This is a genomic window from Lacibacter sp., assembly GCF_035299325.1.
In the GTDB taxonomy this organism is placed as follows: domain Bacteria; phylum Bacteroidota; class Bacteroidia; order Chitinophagales; family Chitinophagaceae; genus Lacibacter.
The window spans coordinates 213,911-231,885 of record NZ_DATGWT010000022.1 but is presented as its reverse complement, the minus strand read 5'-3'; the positions used below and the strand labels follow the sequence as shown (position 1 = coordinate 231,885).

Annotated in this window: 16 protein-coding genes; 6 read left to right on the top strand and 10 right to left on the bottom strand. The window is 39.4% G+C overall.

Annotated elements, in window-relative coordinates; all coding sequences use genetic code 11:
- Positions 1 to 73 precede the first annotated feature (73 nt).
- Complete coding sequence (locus tag VK159_RS12900; RefSeq protein ID WP_324230558.1) at positions 74 to 565, top strand: YdeI/OmpD-associated family protein; 492 nt, start codon at positions 74 to 76, stop codon at positions 563 to 565.
- Between the two features lie 559 nt (positions 566 to 1,124).
- Here VK159_RS12900 and VK159_RS12895 read toward each other — a convergent pair.
- From VK159_RS12895 to VK159_RS12860, 8 genes are all read right to left on the bottom strand, one after another.
- Positions 1,125 to 1,823, bottom strand: coding sequence for a hypothetical protein (locus VK159_RS12895; protein ID WP_324230557.1), 699 nt, complete (start codon positions 1,821 to 1,823; stop codon positions 1,125 to 1,127).
- Between the two features lie 57 nt (positions 1,824 to 1,880).
- A complete protein-coding gene (locus VK159_RS12890; RefSeq protein WP_324230556.1) occupies positions 1,881 to 2,927 on the bottom strand; it encodes a hypothetical protein in 1,047 nt (348 codons plus the stop codon).
- A gap of 19 nt (positions 2,928 to 2,946) precedes the next feature.
- A complete protein-coding gene (locus VK159_RS12885; RefSeq protein ID WP_324230555.1) occupies positions 2,947 to 3,807 on the bottom strand; it encodes a hypothetical protein in 861 nt (286 codons plus the stop codon).
- 164 nt (positions 3,808 to 3,971) lie between these two features.
- The gene (locus VK159_RS12880; protein ID WP_324230554.1) at positions 3,972 to 4,799 is read right to left on the bottom strand and encodes a UPF0489 family protein; all 828 of its coding nucleotides are present in this window, start codon (positions 4,797 to 4,799) and stop codon (positions 3,972 to 3,974) included.
- Between the two features lie 778 nt (positions 4,800 to 5,577).
- A complete protein-coding gene (locus tag VK159_RS12875; protein ID WP_324230553.1) occupies positions 5,578 to 6,660 on the bottom strand; it encodes an MBL fold metallo-hydrolase in 1,083 nt (360 codons plus the stop codon).
- A gap of 10 nt (positions 6,661 to 6,670) precedes the next feature.
- Positions 6,671 to 7,213 (bottom strand): hypothetical protein, encoded by a 543-nt coding sequence (locus tag VK159_RS12870; RefSeq protein WP_324230552.1) that lies wholly within the window; start codon positions 7,211 to 7,213, stop codon positions 6,671 to 6,673.
- Between the two features lie 2 nt (positions 7,214 to 7,215).
- On the bottom strand, positions 7,216 to 7,887 hold the full coding sequence (locus VK159_RS12865) for a hypothetical protein (protein ID WP_324230551.1): 672 nt from the start codon (positions 7,885 to 7,887) through the stop codon (positions 7,216 to 7,218).
- A 412-nt stretch (positions 7,888 to 8,299) separates the two neighbouring features.
- On the bottom strand, positions 8,300 to 8,656 hold the full coding sequence (locus VK159_RS12860) for a hypothetical protein (RefSeq protein WP_324230550.1): 357 nt from the start codon (positions 8,654 to 8,656) through the stop codon (positions 8,300 to 8,302).
- A 324-nt stretch (positions 8,657 to 8,980) separates the two neighbouring features.
- Here VK159_RS12860 and VK159_RS12855 point away from each other — a divergent pair, with 324 nt between their 5' ends.
- The 4 genes from VK159_RS12855 to VK159_RS12840 are packed head-to-tail and all read left to right on the top strand — an operon-like array spanning position 8,981 to position 15,537.
- Positions 8,981 to 9,523 carry a hypothetical protein gene (locus VK159_RS12855; RefSeq protein WP_324230549.1) on the top strand — a complete coding sequence of 181 codons (543 nt, stop codon included), beginning with the start codon at positions 8,981 to 8,983 and terminating at the stop codon, positions 9,521 to 9,523.
- Between the two features lie 54 nt (positions 9,524 to 9,577).
- Positions 9,578 to 10,864 (top strand): TlpA disulfide reductase family protein, encoded by a 1,287-nt coding sequence (locus tag VK159_RS12850; RefSeq protein ID WP_324230548.1) that lies wholly within the window; start codon positions 9,578 to 9,580, stop codon positions 10,862 to 10,864.
- 39 nt (positions 10,865 to 10,903) lie between these two features.
- Positions 10,904 to 14,173 (top strand): SusC/RagA family TonB-linked outer membrane protein, encoded by a 3,270-nt coding sequence (locus tag VK159_RS12845; protein WP_324230547.1) that lies wholly within the window; start codon positions 10,904 to 10,906, stop codon positions 14,171 to 14,173.
- A 20-nt stretch (positions 14,174 to 14,193) separates the two neighbouring features.
- On the top strand, positions 14,194 to 15,537 hold the full coding sequence (locus tag VK159_RS12840; RefSeq protein WP_324230546.1) for a RagB/SusD family nutrient uptake outer membrane protein: 1,344 nt from the start codon (positions 14,194 to 14,196) through the stop codon (positions 15,535 to 15,537).
- 58 nt (positions 15,538 to 15,595) lie between these two features.
- Here VK159_RS12840 and VK159_RS12835 read toward each other — a convergent pair whose 3' ends face one another.
- Positions 15,596 to 15,913: a DUF6520 family protein gene (locus VK159_RS12835; RefSeq protein WP_324230545.1), complete on the bottom strand. Its 318-nt coding sequence runs from the start codon at positions 15,911 to 15,913 to the stop codon at positions 15,596 to 15,598.
- A 212-nt stretch (positions 15,914 to 16,125) separates the two neighbouring features.
- Complete coding sequence (locus tag VK159_RS12830) at positions 16,126 to 17,115, bottom strand: AraC family transcriptional regulator (protein ID WP_324230544.1); 990 nt, start codon at positions 17,113 to 17,115, stop codon at positions 16,126 to 16,128.
- A 226-nt stretch (positions 17,116 to 17,341) separates the two neighbouring features.
- On the opposite strand from VK159_RS12830, the gene VK159_RS12825 reads away from it, so the two are divergent.
- The gene (locus VK159_RS12825) at positions 17,342 to 17,968 is read left to right on the top strand and encodes a GNAT family N-acetyltransferase (RefSeq protein WP_324230543.1); all 627 of its coding nucleotides are present in this window, start codon (positions 17,342 to 17,344) and stop codon (positions 17,966 to 17,968) included.
- Positions 17,969 to 17,975 lie beyond the last annotated feature (7 nt).

Sequence of the window (17,975 nt, the reverse complement as noted above, 5' to 3'; positions counted from 1 at the left end):
ATTGACGGGATTTTTACAACCAAACCTATTTTAAAAGCATTCAACCATACTTTTTTTTAATTGTTTCAATAACATGAAAACGGGCAAAGCTTATACAATTCAGAAGTTTGGAGCAGGCTATATGCATTATATTGAGTTAAACAGTGAGGATGTTAAGCGACTGACGGCCGGTGGTAATAAAAGAGTTGTTTGCAGGATTAACAATAAACTGGAACTACATGCTGCTGTTATGAAAACGAAGGAGGGGATGTATTATGTGATGATTGGGGCAAAATATTTAAAGCAATTAAATTTAACGATGAACAGTAAAGTAACGGTGGCAATTGAAATTGACAAGTCGGAATTACAGATCAACATTCCTGAAGAATTTGCGGAAGTAATGGCAACCGATAGCAGGGCAAAAGAAGTTTTTGACAGTTTGACCGCCGGAAATAAACGAGGATTGATTGCCTTGGTGAATATGGTGAAATCAAGTGATAAAAAAATTGAGCGTGCATTATTAATTGCTGAAAAATTGAAAGCAGGCATTACGTCTCCTCAAAAAGTTATGGCACGAAAAACCTGATAATAAAATTTCAGTATTTTCATCGGTCGGGGTAACCGACAGCTGAATTTGAATTTATAGATCCGAGCTCTACTGCATGAGATGTTGGGTGGACAGGAAAAGCAATTATAATGGGGTTGAACAGGAAGTAAATTAGACTGCACAGGGGCTGATGAAACTGACTTTGTGATTCAGGATATTCAAATAATAGATATTGAGGTTAGCCGTAATGGACTTCAATATCCCTCTTTGCAAACAAGAACTTAATTAAAACAAAGTTAGAAATCAGCTAAAACGAATTCCGCTTTTTGTTGAAGTAATTGTGTTGGCAACTTTGTAACCATGCTTTTTAAAATGTTTTGTTATTGCTAACGTGTCTGTAATGATGTTTCCAGTAGTTGCCGGGAATTGTTTGCAAACATCGTCATTAATTAATTCATTCTTATTTGTAACGATGCTATTAACCTTATACATTGAAAACTTAGTGGTCTCGTCTTGTGTTTGGATACACAGCTCAACAACTTGTTTTGTCTTTTTATGAACGAAATGTAAAATCATTTTATTTCGGTATTAGTAAATCTTAAAAAGGTAACATGTCGGAATCATTATCAACCGGCTTATTGGCTTTCTCAAACGACACAAATTCCATTTGATCTAGTTGCGAAACAATGTAAGCAATAAAAGATTCTGCAGTATCTAGAAGGCGATTAAGAACATCAACACTGTTCAAATAAAAAGGAGAGGGCGTGCGTTGTTCATTGACGTTTCCATATTGACGTATAATTTTTAGTATTTCAGGCTGGGCTTTATCTTTATCAATTTGAGAATTACTGTGCACAATACAATTTCTAAGCTTTTGAAAAATGGTAATCTCATGCCATTGTTTTTCTACGTATTCAAATTCAATATCCGTCATTTTTGAGAGAAACATTCGTGCACTGCCAGAAATGTTTTTATGTGAGAAATCGTTAATTGTAAAAGCAAATCCGGTTTGTTTTACAATTGTGTCGCAAATTTCAATCAAGATACTTTCAAGCCAGGAATAGAGCGAAACGATTGTGGAATGGTAATAATAGGAGGAAAGGTGAAGTTCATCTTCAAAATAAATTTGCTCAATTATTGAGCTATGTTCAGCAGATTCTTTGAGTTCCTCATTTTTCAGTATTGCAAAAGTAGCCTTCTGTTCTTTTAGTTTCTCAAAGTTAAAGTGAATATAGTCACGGAAATAGGAAGGCTCAATTCTTTGTCTTGTTTTAATGCTTGTTAAATCGATCTTCATGTTTTCTAGTATCAGTCAGCGTATTTTTTGATATCAATCTTTCCATTTTATCCTTGTTTATACTCCTTTTCTTCTAAACTCTGTTACCGTAGCAGGCTTGTAGCGTTCGCAATAAATATCCAACCCAAATCGTAAAATCAGCGCTGCCGCTGAGACCCCCAGCATAGAAAAGCCAATGCCATAGCCTGCCAAGGCTGCTGCTATTGCTCCACTTATATATTTCTTGTCTGTAGTTAAACCCACAGCGTTAGTGTACCAACCTTTATATACTTCACTTGTTGGGTCGCAAAGCGATTTATATACTACTCGCTTAAATGATTTGAACATTGTGCGGCCAGCTTCTTCGTCCTTAATCACATCTTCAGGAGGAGGTAATAGCTTTTGTTCTTTATAAGAGAGTTGCTTTTTCGAAAATTCATCTATTTCATAAAGCAAATCTTTTGTTAGCTTAGGTAATACTTTGCCAATTGCAGCATAGATTTCTCCTTCTGTCAAAGTATTCGAAGATTGCAAAGCCTGTGAGTGAAACGAATCAAGGTTATACTGTTGCTTTGTATCGGATCTAAGTGAAGCTAACACACATTCTTCATCAAATCTCTCTATAATCTCTTTATTAAATTTATTCCGAGTGGATTCGGTCTTTATTACGTTCTGGCTTTGCAACACTTCTCGTATATGTGGTTTGGCTTTTGCAATGTGGTTTTTACGTAAGTATGAAATAGCTAAAAGTGCTGTTGCCTCCAAATACAATCTGGTGTTTGTTTTAACAAGCTTTCGGTTTGACAAAAATCCGTCTATAGCAAAATCATAAAAGCCTTCCTCAAGCGCTAATTCAAAAAATTGATTTTTCAGCTCCGCAAGCTTAGTGTGTTTGCTTAAATCCCTTAGTACTACTTGCAAATCCCTTAAAACGGCTTTGGCATCTTCAAAGTTTTGAGCTGCAATTGCTTTTCTATACTGAGGCATAAGTCTTTCCATTCTTTGACTTAATGCTTCTTTCTGCAATATGGATATGCGAGGTTCTTTGGAGCGAGGGGGAGGGTTACCATTCGCTTTCTGCATCATTTCATTCATAATCTCATTTATCTTCTTGGGCTGAGTCATATTATGTCATTTAATGTGCCTAAACTTTGTTGTCTTGAAGAATTTCGTAAAAGTTTTTGATAAACAAGTTTGCTTCATTCTCTATCTCGGCCAAATAATTCTGAAAATAACTTTCAGTCACAACGTCAATTAAAATTGTGTGCGGGATGTCATCGAAATAGTTAAATTCAAAAAGCTTTCTTTGTAACCGTGTTAACACTATTTCACTTCCAACTTCTTCTGCATCATATATATCCCCTTGAATTACAAGAACAGGATAAAGCATTTGGTAATAAAATTCTTTGAATTGAATATCAGCTCTGAAATCTTCGGTACTCTTAAGTCTTTCGTTCGCAAAATGAAAAAGTTTTACAAATGTTTCATAAAGACCATCAGGATGCGAGGCCATCCAATCATTCTTCCCACCTTTTTTCTGGGTAAAGGAGCAATACTGAGTAGATATGTTCTTAGAATTATAATGAAACTCTTCATTTTGTATAAAGAATTCTAAATAGCCATGAAGAATATCACTGTCTACATTTGAATTCAATTTTGTGATAAAGTATTTGTATTTATCGTAGCAGGTAAATGTATTTTTTTGGTTTTTTTTGAGAAAGACAATGGGTTGGGCGATATTTTGACATTCGATTACAAGACACATATTTGCTTGTATAAACTTGATGGTGTCAGAAAAATTTATCGCTTTATTAATACGCTTGCTGGATGCATATATGTCTATTTCCCTTGATTTTCCTGTGAATTTATCCTTGTACACCTCATTGGGAAAAACAAAGAAATCTTGCTCAGAGATTAGTGTAATGAGCCTATTTTCTAACAGGTATCCTGAATTTGAAAGTGCAATTTTGATCTGATTTTCTGAGATTTGTTGTGTGTATTCCATGTGAATTGGTCGCTCAAAACTATTATTGATTTTGTAATATACGTAAACCTTATTTTGTGGAAATACATTTTGAAGCTTCTATATTCTGCTTTTGAAAATGCAAAAATAGTTAGCGCCTGAAAATTCACGTATAAAGTTAATCAGCTACATAGTTGCAACTTTGCTTAACCGCCTAATTCATTTTCAAAAAACAGTCCGTCTGCCCAATTAAAAATCTTGTGCGATTCTCTAATTCCTCCACAGCATTCACTTTCGAAACATATGGTTGCGAGTTCACTATTTTTCAATAAATCTAGCATAAATTCATAGGCGCTGTGGTAATGATGGTATGTATTGGGACAGTATTCTGTAAGTTTTAATTGAAGTACTTCTTCCGGAATGGCAATTGTCCTACCTAATATTTTCGTTGAAAAGCAATCCAGATCAATATCCAATATGTATTTTTTACGATTTGGATGGAATTGAAATTTGCCATTATTTAAATTCCATCCGAAGTCATTCCACAATGGTTGAAAGGTTTTGTCTGGCAGATAGTTAAGTGCGCCTTGAAAACCCAAGGCGCCCCATACAGGCCCAATATTGTACATGAATTTTTTTCCGAATTTTTGAGTATCGTATTGGTTTCTCAGTCCAAGCGAACTTTGTTCAGAATTAAATAGAAAAACATTGTTTATTAACCCTAATTCCATTCCTGCTTTTACCCAATCATCGTCTAAAGTACTTAAGTGATACTCTACAATTTCATTTAGTTTTTCTTGGCTTGGCTTCTTCAAGAAGCTAAATATTTTTTTAAGAGCAGTTGGGCTTGGATTAAGATAATCATCATGGTAATCGAACATCACAATATCAAAAGAGTCTTGGAGCTTTTCTTGTTCTTTTAAGAAATATAAAACACTCAGAATTGTTCGATGATCTTCATATATAACAGCATCCTTGATTGAATTTGATTTGTAAATGATGTTACTTCTATTTGAAATACTCTGAATGCTCATTTTTTGTTATAATATTTTTTTGATAGGCTAGTTTGATTTAGAAATCCATCGACTTTACGTATTACTAATGTTAAAGTTGAATTCGGATTAGTCTGTTAGCGTAAAATAAAAATGAGCCATATTTCTATGGCTCATTGGACAGACCTAAGGAATCGAACCCTACCACTCCCTAAGCTAGAAAAGTTATGGGTCGCATCTGCAATCAATTTCAAGCCGAACCAAGTCTGTCGAGAGGAATGGTCTGCCCGCCAACAAGAAACACCAAGCATGCTAAAGTTTTTAAACACCATGAAATAATCAAGTGAATGCCGATCTTACAAATTATACTCTTCATACTTTTAAATTTAAGATTATCAAATAAAATTTCTGACAGAAGTACAACCGCAATTTCATGCAGATGCAACGAATCCAAAGAGCTTAACCAACTAAGACGTTAAAAATATGTCCAAAATTACATTTTTATACAATCGGTTTTGCTTCTAATACTGACATTGGTAGAAGTCGTAACTATTTGTATCATCTTTACGTTCAGCAATTTTCAGGTTGTGTTCCCAAATGAAGTGTGATTGTTTGAGAACGACAGATGTATTAAATTTATGGTTTGCCATAAATGGTGATTTTGTGGAAAGCCTTGTTTAGGTAACAAAATGCAAAGAGCGTTAGGAGTAATCGTTAGGAGTTTGCCTATGAATTATTTTAACACCAGCAACATTAATTCAGACACAAAAATAAAGGTATAAGCAAGTTTATCTACTCGTTACTATTCTGTATTGTTTTGTTAATCATGCTCAACCTTTAACGAATTCTCTCTTAAAATAATTCGCCAAGTATCCCCTATATCATCTATTTTAATTCTGCAGGAAATTATACCTTTCTTGTATTTAATTTCACTTAGTTCGTAGTTCATGCTTTTTATTAACTTCTCGATTGATTTATCTCTTTTTTTAGGGCTTTTGCTGATATATGGGGCTGTCATGTAAAGCTGATCTGTATGGGTGAGATAAACTCCGAGCATTTGCGGATCGGGTAAGCCGTCTGCTTTATTCCAGGGTGTGAGTTTCGAAACAGGATTTGGATGTAGTAACTCTTGAAAAATACGCTCATGATAGCCGTTTCCTGAGCCATGGTGCGAAATTTTAAATAAGCTCGCTTTTTTCCCGTTGCCAACTACAAGACTGTTGTCAAGAATATTTAGCCATCCCTCTTTATTATTTGAAGAAACTTCCAAGTCGGCCCCCAGTAATGCAGCATGTTCACCAATCTTAACATAAATGGCTACAGACCTTGCATTTGGTGTTTGGCGAATGGCTTTGATATTTGGATTAATACCTGGAATTAACTGTGCAAGTTCATTATCAAAAGCCTCCATTGTAAATTCTGATGGTGAAAGTGCGTATACATGACAATTTCCCTGATTGTAAAGAATTTTATTTTCAAGAGCGGTAATTGCTCTGCCCGATCTTTTTGCAAGCTCAGTTAATGAATCAACAAATTCCAGTGATGATGAATTCAGGCGATCGTAGTTTGACTTTTGATAGTCAGATGAAACAAAGTATAAAAATTTCTCTCTGTCATGTGCCCGTGAAAAACAAAACTGTGCATTTATACATTCTTTGATTACCTGTGAAATGCCTCTGATATGATCGTTATGCCAATGTGTACATATTACAAGCACAACCTTATCTAAATTTGCGCCAATACTTTTCAGGTATTGGAGGCTGGCGGGGTAGTTGTTGCCCGGTTCAACACAACTATCAATGATAATCCAGTCTTCATTATTTAAAAAGAGGAGAATCGACTCTCCATATCCACCAGTACCAATTAATGTAATTTCAGCTTCGCCATATAAAGGTGCATTCATACCAGCCAGATTAATCCCAAATCAATGAATTTTTTAACTCAGAAACACGATCGAGAATTTCGTCATAATCTGCCTGGTTAAAGGCCGGTATTCTTCTGAATCTGATAATTGATTTTTTGCTGATCTGTCCATTTTCATGTGAGTAACCAATGCTCCAATAAAATGCCGCTCCCTTTTGGAGCAACTCTACATCTTCATCTGATACTTCTTCGAGATCAAATTCGGCCAACTCGTTTGTTCCGCCTGCTGTGAGGTCTTGCAATACTGCGGAAAAACTTGCATCGTTTATACTTGTAACGTGCCCGAGCCAGCGTTGTGTTTTCGAAAAATAGTTGTCGTACATACTTGACTGGCGGTATAATATGGCCTGGGGAATGCGTTCAAAATCTGAATTAACAACATTCGAATCCCTTCCAATGCTCCATGGTGTTAAAGGAGGGCAATGATCTTCATCATTGTAAGCCTTTACGAACTCGTCAATTTGCTCAATTTCTGTAATACCTTTTGAGGTAGCTTTTGACCAGCCATCAGTGAGATTAAAAAAAGTGCTCATGGTTAAAAGTTTAGCTTTGTTCGAATGTTTTCAATTATTTCGTTAGCCCTGTCTGAAGAATATTTCCAGTTTTTTTCCAGAATGTCAAGAATTTCTCCGTTACGGCCAGTTTGTCCCTGGCCTAACTCGTAATGGTCATTCATTTTAATTTCAACACCATATTTTATATTCAGTTCCTGTTTTGGTGGTTCAATAATTACCACATACATACCCGGATACTGATCTTTGCGCTTATGTTCAATAATCTGTAAATGAAATAAACGAGGATCGTCCAAACTTTCTTCCCAAAGGTTAAGATTAACTAGTTTGTTACCTATTTCATAATGATGATCTTCATCCCGAAGAACAAAGCTTTTACTATGATTAATACCCATCATAGAGATGGGGGTTTCTGTAAGAAGTTTGAAAATACCCGCCACAAGATCTCTTAAAGGCTCGAAATAGGGTAGTTGGGTGGTTCTAATTTCAAAACGGTCTTTTTTTACTTCTATAAACGCCCAATCCAATTCAAAACGTACAATCTCTTTATGAATAATCTGAACTTTCGCTTTTTCGGCCTCTTTTTCCCGGATTAATTTTTTGCTGGCCAGCCAGAACGGCTGTATAATAATTGGGTTGAAATTCCCAATAAGTACAACACTTAATTGGTAAACTTGCAGGCGATCATCGAGCATGCTTGTACAGGTTTTTTAAATAACGTCTTTTAAAAATTCCAATTGCTGAACATAGAGCTATCGGTCCAGAAACGCATAGTTTGTTTCGTCCGAATTGTGATTTTGGTCTTAAAAGTACCTATTTGTGTGCAAAATAACTATATAATTCAATTGTAATCAAACAAACATGCAAAGTAACGGCCGGATTCAATTATTTTGAAAACGCTCGATTTACTTAACATAATTTTTTCTTTCAGCTGTTTTAAGCCCATGTTCCCAAATGGCTTCCAATTACTCTATTACATTACAGCGATTGAATTATAGAGTGTCATTGACGAGTTTTATCACAACAATGTTTATTTGGATAGCTTAATATAGAATTATTTGTAAACTGAACCTACTCCAAATTGTATTTTAGAAGGTTAAGAAGTCATCACATGGATGATTTTGATTTGCTTTTCGGTCTGATTCTTTTGTTTTGAATTGTCATCTCAGCTAATTCCTTTTCAGTAATACCATCGTAAATAGAATAGAATTCCTGATTTGATAATCCTAAGCCATCAATAATAGACATGATGGTTGTATGTTGAGGATCTTTCTTACCCGAAGTAATTTTTTGAATAATTGAATATTCAACATCACATGCGGCTGCAAGTTTTCTTAAACTAACTACAAGGTCAGGGTTGTTCCTGGCTTTGTTTTTAGAGATTATTTTATTTATACAAATGCCAAGTTTGTATTTCGCTTCTTGTTTTTGCTTTGAATCCATCAAAGTGTAAAGTCGAAGCATTTGGTATTTTTATTGACGTTCGTACGAGCGTCATGTTATAAAATTCCATATCTTTATTTTGCGAACCTTCATATCGAATCATCTTATTTGAAGCTTTTCGCTTTTGAGTCTCGTTCTGAAATCTAGGAAATTTCGAATGCCACGAGATGATAAGCAAGAGCTCACGTTTAGGCGTGGGCTCACTTATTCGTGGCATGGCTTCCTAGAGCCTCAGAACGGTAAGTTGAGACCTGCGCCTTTTAAATTACTGCTGTCCTTCTTACCTGGCTCGCATAAAACCGTTAACCATATTGGTTGTACTTAACGTTTTAGCATGATGGGCATATGCCGGGAAAACAACCTGTAACAATAATACCTGATGAAGTGCGGGCCGCACCTGCCTTTCAGTTGTACCTGCAACTGTACAGGGAGCAGCATGCAAGCCTGGTGGCACGTGCGGTTAATGCAGGTGTTACAAGAGGCATGGCAGCAGGTTTGGTAAACGACCTGTTTGTGTGGCTGCAGGTGCAGCCCGGATTGCTGGCTGAAAAAGAAAAAGCAGCAACCTATCTTACCACTACACTTGATGAACTGGTAACAGATGTGCTGCGTTACCAACTACATGTTACAGCAGATGCAAAAGCCCTGAAACCCCGTTACCTTTCTTTTCATGCGCTTGCAGCCAAACACCCGGAACATTTTACTGCTGCTGTTAACAAACTTCCTTTTCCTTATTGTGAAATTGCCTGTCTTTACCTGCAGGGACTTTCTGAAAAAGAAATTGCCAGCCGGGTAAACATTGCCTACAGTATAGTAAAACGCCGCTTAAGTTTCAGCCTCTATTTACTGAAGACACAGTTTGCCAAAAAACCAAAGGCACCCGTGTAACAGTTGTTACGATACAAGCAAACCCTCTATTGTTAACAACTAAACCTTCCTGTAATGAAACGATTTTCATTATGGCTGGGGATGCTTTTGCCTGCGCTTTTTGGAAGCGGGCAAGAGATTACCCCTTTGCAGCCATTATCGATTGGTGATGCGGTGCCCAAACTGGCATTGCTGAACCTGATGAACAGCCCCGTTTTTAAATCCAACCTAACGAATTACAACAACAAACTTTTGATCATTGATTTTTGGGCCACCTATTGCAGCCCCTGTATACCCGGTTTGTATAAACTGGATAGTATGCAGCAACTGTTTAAAGACGATGTGCAGGTGCTGGCCGTAACCTACCAGCCTAAAAAAACAGTGGACCAGTTTTTAAAACGACGCAAATGGAATATTGTGTTTGCAGCTGAGGATACCTTGCTCAAACAACTGTTTCCCTACCATTCGATGCCGCATACGGTGTGGATACAGAACGGCATTGTAAAAGCATTTACAAGCAGCTCGCAGGTAACGGCCAACAACATACGCCGTTTACTGGAGACGGGAACTGCCGATGTGGACATGAAACTGGATGATGTTTCATTTAACAACCAATGGCCGCTGTTTGTAAAAGGGAATGGGGGTGATGGCAGCCAACAGTTGTACCGTTCGATGTTTGCCCCTTATATGCCGGGGTTGCGGCTGTCGTTAACAGCAGAACGTAAAGGCAACGGGCAGGTGAGCCGCATCAGCATGATTAATGTGCCGCTGCTTACGCTGTTTAAAGAAGCCTGGGCTATGCAATACCCGTGGCTGAAGTATGATAACCGATTGCTGGTGGAGGTAAAAGACAGCACGGTACTTTTTTACAACAAACATTCAGGCATTAGTAAAGAAGAGTGGAGCAGGCGCAACAGTTATTGTTACACACTGGATGTGCCGCAAGGATTTAAGGGTAACCTGCCTGTTATGATGCAGGAGGAACTGAACCGTTTTTTTGGCGGCACTATTGGGTTAACAGCTGCATTGGTAAAACAAAAACGCCGCTGCCTGGTATTACGCTGTTTTGATAAGGCTTTAAGTGAAGCGGCAGCAACTGACAAAGCCAATAGTTCGCTTACAGCAGATAGTTACCTTATTACAAACCTGCCCTTTGCGCATTTCTACAGTGGTATGCTGGTGCAGCACCGCAACAGTGCTTTGCCTGTGATTGATGCAACCGGAATAACAGGGCATGTGCGTATGGAGCTGCCGGCTAATTTCAGAGATGTTGCGGCTATGCAAAAAGCACTGGCGAAATACGGCCTTACACTTTGCGAAGAAGATTCAGAAACAGAAGTACTGCTGATAAAGCAGCAGTAAATGCTATTTGATTTTTTTAATCACTTAAACCAACGAAGCATGAGAACATATTTGCACTATAAACGGAAGGTTTTTTCTATTTGTTTTTACAAAACAATTTTTGCTTTAGCATTGATTGTTTGTTGCCTGTTAACAGGTGCGGCACAACAACCTAGTACAGGCCTGTTGAAGGCAAAGCTGATTGATGCACAAACGGGAACAGCCATATCCTTTGCAACCGTGACCGCCAAACTGGCTAAGCTTAGTGCCGTAACCAATGAACAGGGCTTTTTTTCATTGCGGCTTTCTTTTGCTGCCGATACACTTGCAGTTACACACACGGCATATGAAACTTTGGAAATAGCTGTGGAAGCCTTGCGTGAAAATGCAGTTGTGGAGATGCAAAAGAAAACCATATCGCTGCAGGAAGTAGTGGTGAATACCGGTTACCAGGTGCTGCCAAAGGAACGGGCAACGGGTTCGTTTGCAAGGATTGACAACGCCTTGTTTAACCGCCAGGTTTCAACCGATATTATGAGCCGGCTGGAGGGGCTTAGCACCAGTTTATTGTTTGACAGAAGAGCCAACCCCAACAGCTCATCGGGCGAGTTAACCATTCGGGGTGCCAGCACTATTATGGCAATTCCGAGCCCATTGATTGTGGTTGACAATTTCCCCTACGAAGGGGATATCAGTACCATTAACCCGAATGATGTGGAAAGCATTACGTTGCTGAAAGATGCAGCTGCTGCATCGATCTGGGGCGCAAGGGCCGGTAATGGTGTAATTGTGGTGACCACTAAACGTGGAAGGCTGCGGCAACCGATGCGGGTAACATACAATCAGAATGTAACGGCAGCGCAAAAGCCGGATGTGTTTTACAATCCTGATTTTTTAAACGCTGCTGATTTTATTGAGGTAGAGAAATTTTTATTTGGCCAGAACTATTATGCTGCTGATGAAACCTCGCCTTTAAAACCGGTGCTTTCACCAGTGGTGGAATTGTTGATTCAGCAACGTGATGGTACGATTACACAGGCAGAAGCAGATGCAAAGATCAATGCACTGAAGATGCAGGATGTACGGAATGATTTTGCACGGTTCCTGTACCAGCCCGCAGTGAATTCGCAATTGAACATCAACGTAAGTGGTGGAGGTAATAAGCACCATGCTTATTTATCGGCCGGGTATGATGCGAACCGTGAAACGCTAAAAGGAAATAAGTACAACCGCTTTACACTGAACAGTGCCAACAGTTATTTTCCTGCCAAAGGACTGGAGTTATCGGGTGCGGTTGTTTATACACAAACCCTGCAAGACAACAACGGGCTATCACCACACCTGATCCGCACAAGTCCATCGAAGTTGCTGTATCCTTATGCTTCGTTTACGGATGCGAATGGCGAGCCTGCTGCACTGACGCATTATTATCGTGCATCGTTTGTTGCAGAAGCTCCTGCTAACGGATTGCTGAACTGGGCGTATAAACCTTTACAGGAACTGGAGGAAAATGAATACCATGTACGCCAGCATGATGTACGCTTACAGGCGGGTTTGAAATATGCATTTGCAGGTATGTTTTCGGTTGATCTTAAATACCAATATCAACGGCTGGGTACACGCACCCAATTATTGTATGGTGAAGAATCGTTTTATACAAGGGATCTGATCAATCAATATACCTATACCGGTACAGGCGGAACATTGGTGAGGCCAGTGCCGCCTGGAGCAATTGTAGTACGTGAAAACGATGAAGTACAGGCACAGGCCGGCAGGGCGCAACTGAATTTCAACCACAACCGGAAAGAACACCGTGTGCATGCCATTGCCGGGATGGAAGTAAGGGAAACAAAAACACTTGGGGATAATTATATGCTCTATGGTTTTGACCGTGAATCGCAAACAGCTGCACGGATGGATTATGTTTCTTTTTTTACAGCGCAGCCATCGGGGTACAGTGATGTTTTATTAAATGGTATCAGTAACAGTTCACTGCTGGATCGTAATGTATCTTTTTTCTCCAACGCTGCTTATACGTTCCGTAACCGTTACACGGTATCGGCAAGTGCACGAACCGATGGATCGAACCTGTATGGTGTGAAAACAAACCAGCAGTTTGTTCCCCTATGGTCGGCAGGTGCATCGTGGCTGTTAAGTGATGAAGCCTTTTACAAGATCAGCTGGTTGCCTTATTTGAAATTGCGGGCTACCTATGGCTTTGCGGGAAACAGTTATAAAAACGCCAGTGCTTATGTAACCGCAGCTTACAGAACCGATAACCTTGCAGGAGGAATATCTGCCACCATACAAAACCCTCCCAATCCCTTTTTACGTTGGGAAAAGGTGGCAACGTTTAATGCGGGAGTGGATTTTGAAACAAAAAACAAACGTATATCCGGCTCACTGGAATATTTTGAAAAACATTCGACTGATCTTATCAGTAACCTGCCGCTTGACCCCACTACAGGTTTTTTTGTTGCCAGCCGTTACAGCTATGTAGGCAACGGAGCATCGATGCAGGGCAGGGGGGTGGATATGGAAATCAATACCATCAATACCACAGGCCTATTACAATGGCATACAACGTTGCTGTTCAGTTATGCCAATAACCGTGTAACCTACTATCCTTTTACACAGACACCGAATTCTTATTTTGGAAGAGGAGTGCCGCTTGAAGGTAAACCACTGAATGGTATGTACAGTTACCCGTGGGCGGGACTGAATCCTCAAAACGGCGATCCGCAGTTTATACTCAATGGAGTAAAAACAATGAATTATGATTCTGTGGCAACAAACCTGCGGATTGAAGATTTGCTTTTTCATGGGTCGGCCATACCCACCTTTTTTGGTGCGGTGCGTAATACGTTGCAATGGAAAGGGTTTTCTTTAAGTGCAAATGTGATTTACAGGTTGGGCTATTACTTCAAACGTAGTTCGATTGATTACAAAGGACTGTATGGTGGGTGGCAGGGACATGCAGATTTTGCACGCCGATGGAAACAACCGGGTGATGAACAGTTTACACAGGTACCTTCTATGCCTGCTACAACTGTGTTTTCTTCCAACAGGGATAACCACTATCTCAACTCAAGTGCACTTGTTGAAAAAGGCGATCATATACGCCTACAGGATATTAACCTGAGCTATACGTTACTGGGGAAACAAGCAGGAGCGAAGTGGCTGCAGGAAGTACAGGTTTATTCGCTGCTCAGCAATGTTGGTATTCTGTGGCGGGCCAATAAAGCCGGGCTTGATCCGGATTATAATGGTGCCACTGCCTACTATCCTCCTTTACGAACCATTTCAGTGGGTGTAAAATGCATTTTTTAAAAAACCAAAAACAGACAGCAATGAAAACAATATTTTTTTTGGTGATGACAGGACTAATTTTTCTTACATCCTGTACAAAAGATTTTCTGGATGATAAACCGGACGAGAGCCGTGTGGTACCAAACCGGTTCAAAGATTTTCAGGCATTGCTTGATAATTCACAAGTGATGAATACGAGGCATCCTTCTATTGGTCAGCTGGGAGCAGATGAATTTTATATAACGTATGACCGTTGGATTTCTTACAGCATTACCCGTTACCGGAATGCTTACCGTTGGGCTCAGGATATGTATGAAGGTGATCAACGGGTAATAGAATGGGATTATCCATATCAACAGGTGTTTTATGCAAACCTTGTATTAGATGGAATTGCCGAATATGGTAATACAGAAAATAATATCTGGAAAGAGCTGAAGGGAGCAGCCTTGTTTTACCGCAGTTATGGTTATTATCAACTGGCGCAATTGTTTTGCAAACCGTATGTAAAAGCAACGGCTGAAACCGACCTTGGTATACCACTACGTTCAGGTTCTGATGTGACCGAGCCGGTGGTTCGATCTACTGTGGCAGCAACCTACCATCAGATGCTGACTGATTTTACTGAAGCTGTGAACCTTTTGCCGGAAACACAAACAAGTAAATTACGACCAGTAAAAGCAGCGGCGCATGGTATGCTGGCAAGAGTTTATTTGTTAATGGGTGAGTTTGATCAAGCGAACCTATCAGCCAAAGCTGCGCTTGCTTTACATAGTACGCTACTTGATTACAATACACTGAGTAGTTCAGCCTCCTTTCCACTTTCAAGGTTTAATGCAGAAGTGCTTTTTCACAGCGTGATGCTGAGTGATGCGAGTGCCAGCAGGATCAGTATTGATTCCAATTTGTATGCATCTTATGCTGTAACAGACAAACGACGTAGTGCTTTTTTCCGGGTGAATACCGGACGTTTGATTTTTCGTGGCAGTTACGATGGTTCGGCGATTTACTTCAATGGACTTGCTACAGATGAATTAATGCTGATGGCAGCAGAGTGTGAAGCGAGGTTGGGAGAGAAGCAGGCTGCGTTGGATTATCTCAATCAACTGCTCGTGAAACGTTACCAGACAGGGAGCTTTGTGCCGCTTGCAGCGGCAACAGCAGAGGAGGCGCTGCAATTGGTATTGCAGGAACGAAGAAAAGAATTGACATTTCGTGGCCTGCGATGGAGTGATCTGCGAAGGTTGAATACGCAGGGTAGCAGTATTACACTTACACGAAACATGAATGGAGAAATTGTTACGCTGTCACCCAACAGCCCGTTGTATGTATTGCCGATACCTGATATTGTGATACGGCTGAGTGGTATTGCACAGAATGAGCGATAAGTGAACATCCGTACCTATGAATGTAAAAGGGAGGCTATGATAGCCTCCCTTTGTTTTCTTATTTCACTTCTTCTTTGAAAGCCTCATCCTGGAAGTTTTCCTCTTCCAGTTCCAGCACTGTTCTTGCTGAACCGGAGCCGGTTGTTTGTGATTCATCGTATGCTTTTGCGCAGAGATCACCACTAGGTTCCGGACAAACCATGGAAGGATCGGTACCAATGACTGTGGTAGGATCGCCATTTGCATCTACATTAAACCAATAGATAGTGTTTGTTTTTGCTTTCACTTCTTTTTGTGCAGGTTTATTAAATGCATACAATACACCTGTAGCAAAAATCATTGCCAGTACTGCAAATAACAGCTTGTGTTGTTTCATGTTGTGTTTTGCCTTTGCATTGAAAGGCAGGAAAGTTTAAATTGAATGTTGTGGCCTACTCTGTTCACAGGTTTTCGGCTGCTCCTGTTTGTTGCAACAAAAAATGTATGGAAAGTATCCTGCTATTTATTTGAATACGCAGAACAAAAATGAATACGTTCTGCAGCAATCAGTTACGGAATGGGGAAGATGTTTTATGAATACAGGAGTAATTAAGAGCGCTTGCATTTTCGTATATCCATGGGCGTTAGGTTATAGTGACGTTTAAAAGCTGCGGTGAAATTGGGCGGATCATTATAGCCGCTCATATACGCTATGTCGGCAACGGGGATGATGGTTTCTTCGAGCAGGATTTTTGCCTTTTCCATTCGTACCTGTTGCAGGTAATCAAACACAGAGCATCCATAGAGTTGCCGGAAACCTTTCTTCAATTTAAAATCATTGATATTTACTTTTCTTGCAAGTGCAATGACTGACTCATATTCTTCCGGCGAATTGAGCATGAGCATTCTTGCTTCTTCAATACGTTCTTTATCATAAGCGGTTAAGGGAATTGTTTTCTCCATTTTATGTTGCTCTGCTTTATCAACAGCAAGGATGAGCAATTCAATGACCTTTGCTTCAAGAAAACTTTTACGTACGGAACCACTGTAATTATTTTGCAGTATTTGTTTTACGCCGGTCAACATGTCGGGTGTGGCCAGTTGATTACTGATGCAGAGAGTAGTGGGGCGGTTACACAGTACCTGGTTGACAAAAGAAGAAAGACGGGGATAGGGTTCAGCAATGTGTTCAAGATAGCTTAGATCATAATGTATATCAAATGTGATATAATCCTTATTACCATGAAACCGGATATTGTTATGGACAAAAGGAATATAGCTCATGTTATAATGCCCCTGCAGTAATTGTTGCTCTCCCAATCCTTCGAGGGTATAATGAAAATCATTTTTGAGTGAGAATTGTAATTCAAGCAGTGATTGATTGCCTGTGGCAATAAAACCTGCATCCTCTTTCATGAGGTAATGGCTGGTCCATATCGAGAATCCTCCTTCATTCAGTTCGTGAAAAAGCATATGCCCGAAAGAGCCTGTTGCCGTAACTGTATTTGCAAGTTTTGGCTGAAACTTTTTTAATTCATTCGGTAACCCGTTTAAATACGAAATGACACGCTGTTCAGCGGAGGTGATGATGATTTCCATAAGCTCCCATTTTCATTAGTTAGTATCCAAAAATCATAGGTGATTGATCAACGAATCTTATTGTTTTACAATGTGGGAGAACATGCAACAGCAGTTTGGCCATTGTGTGTATGGGTGTTTGAATCTAAAGTTAAAAACATTTTTTGAAGTTTATAACAGCTTACATCTGACTCCCTGTGTGATGTGCATTTTTGTTACGTGTGATTTCTGATGCTAAATAACAACTATGAATAAACAACCTTTCATTATTCCTGAACTGCAGGAAGAAGAACTTTTTCATTATTTGAAGAAGCGGACAGAAACTTTGTTCGGAAGAACGTTTGATTCCTCTTTATCAGTAATTGAATTACGTTCACTCGATCTGCAAAAGGATTTGCCAACGATTTACAATTGGGTACATCAACCTTATGCAAAGAAATTCTGGCAAATGAATATTGGCCTGGCAGAGTTGGAAGCATTTTACCTCAGCGTTTTAAAACGTGCAGACACCCATTCCATCGTGGCCAGTTACAACAATCAATTGGTTGCCCAAATTGATCTGTATCATGCGCCGTTTGATGAAGTTGGAAAATGTTATCCTGCAACTATGAATGACTATGGACTTCATTTTATTATGGCACCAGTGAGCGAACGTATTCCCTCATTTTCTACCATTGTTTTTTCTGCAGCAGTTGAATTCCTGTTTGGATTCAGTTGCGTACATCGTGTGGTGGGTGAACCTGACAGTTGTAACGTAAAGGCAAATGAATTGGTACAACGTGCAGGGTTCAGGTTTCAACAACAAATTGTACTCCCCGATAAGGTAGCCAACCTTTATTTCTGTGATCATTCAAGTTTTATTCTTCCTTATTAAACAGTTG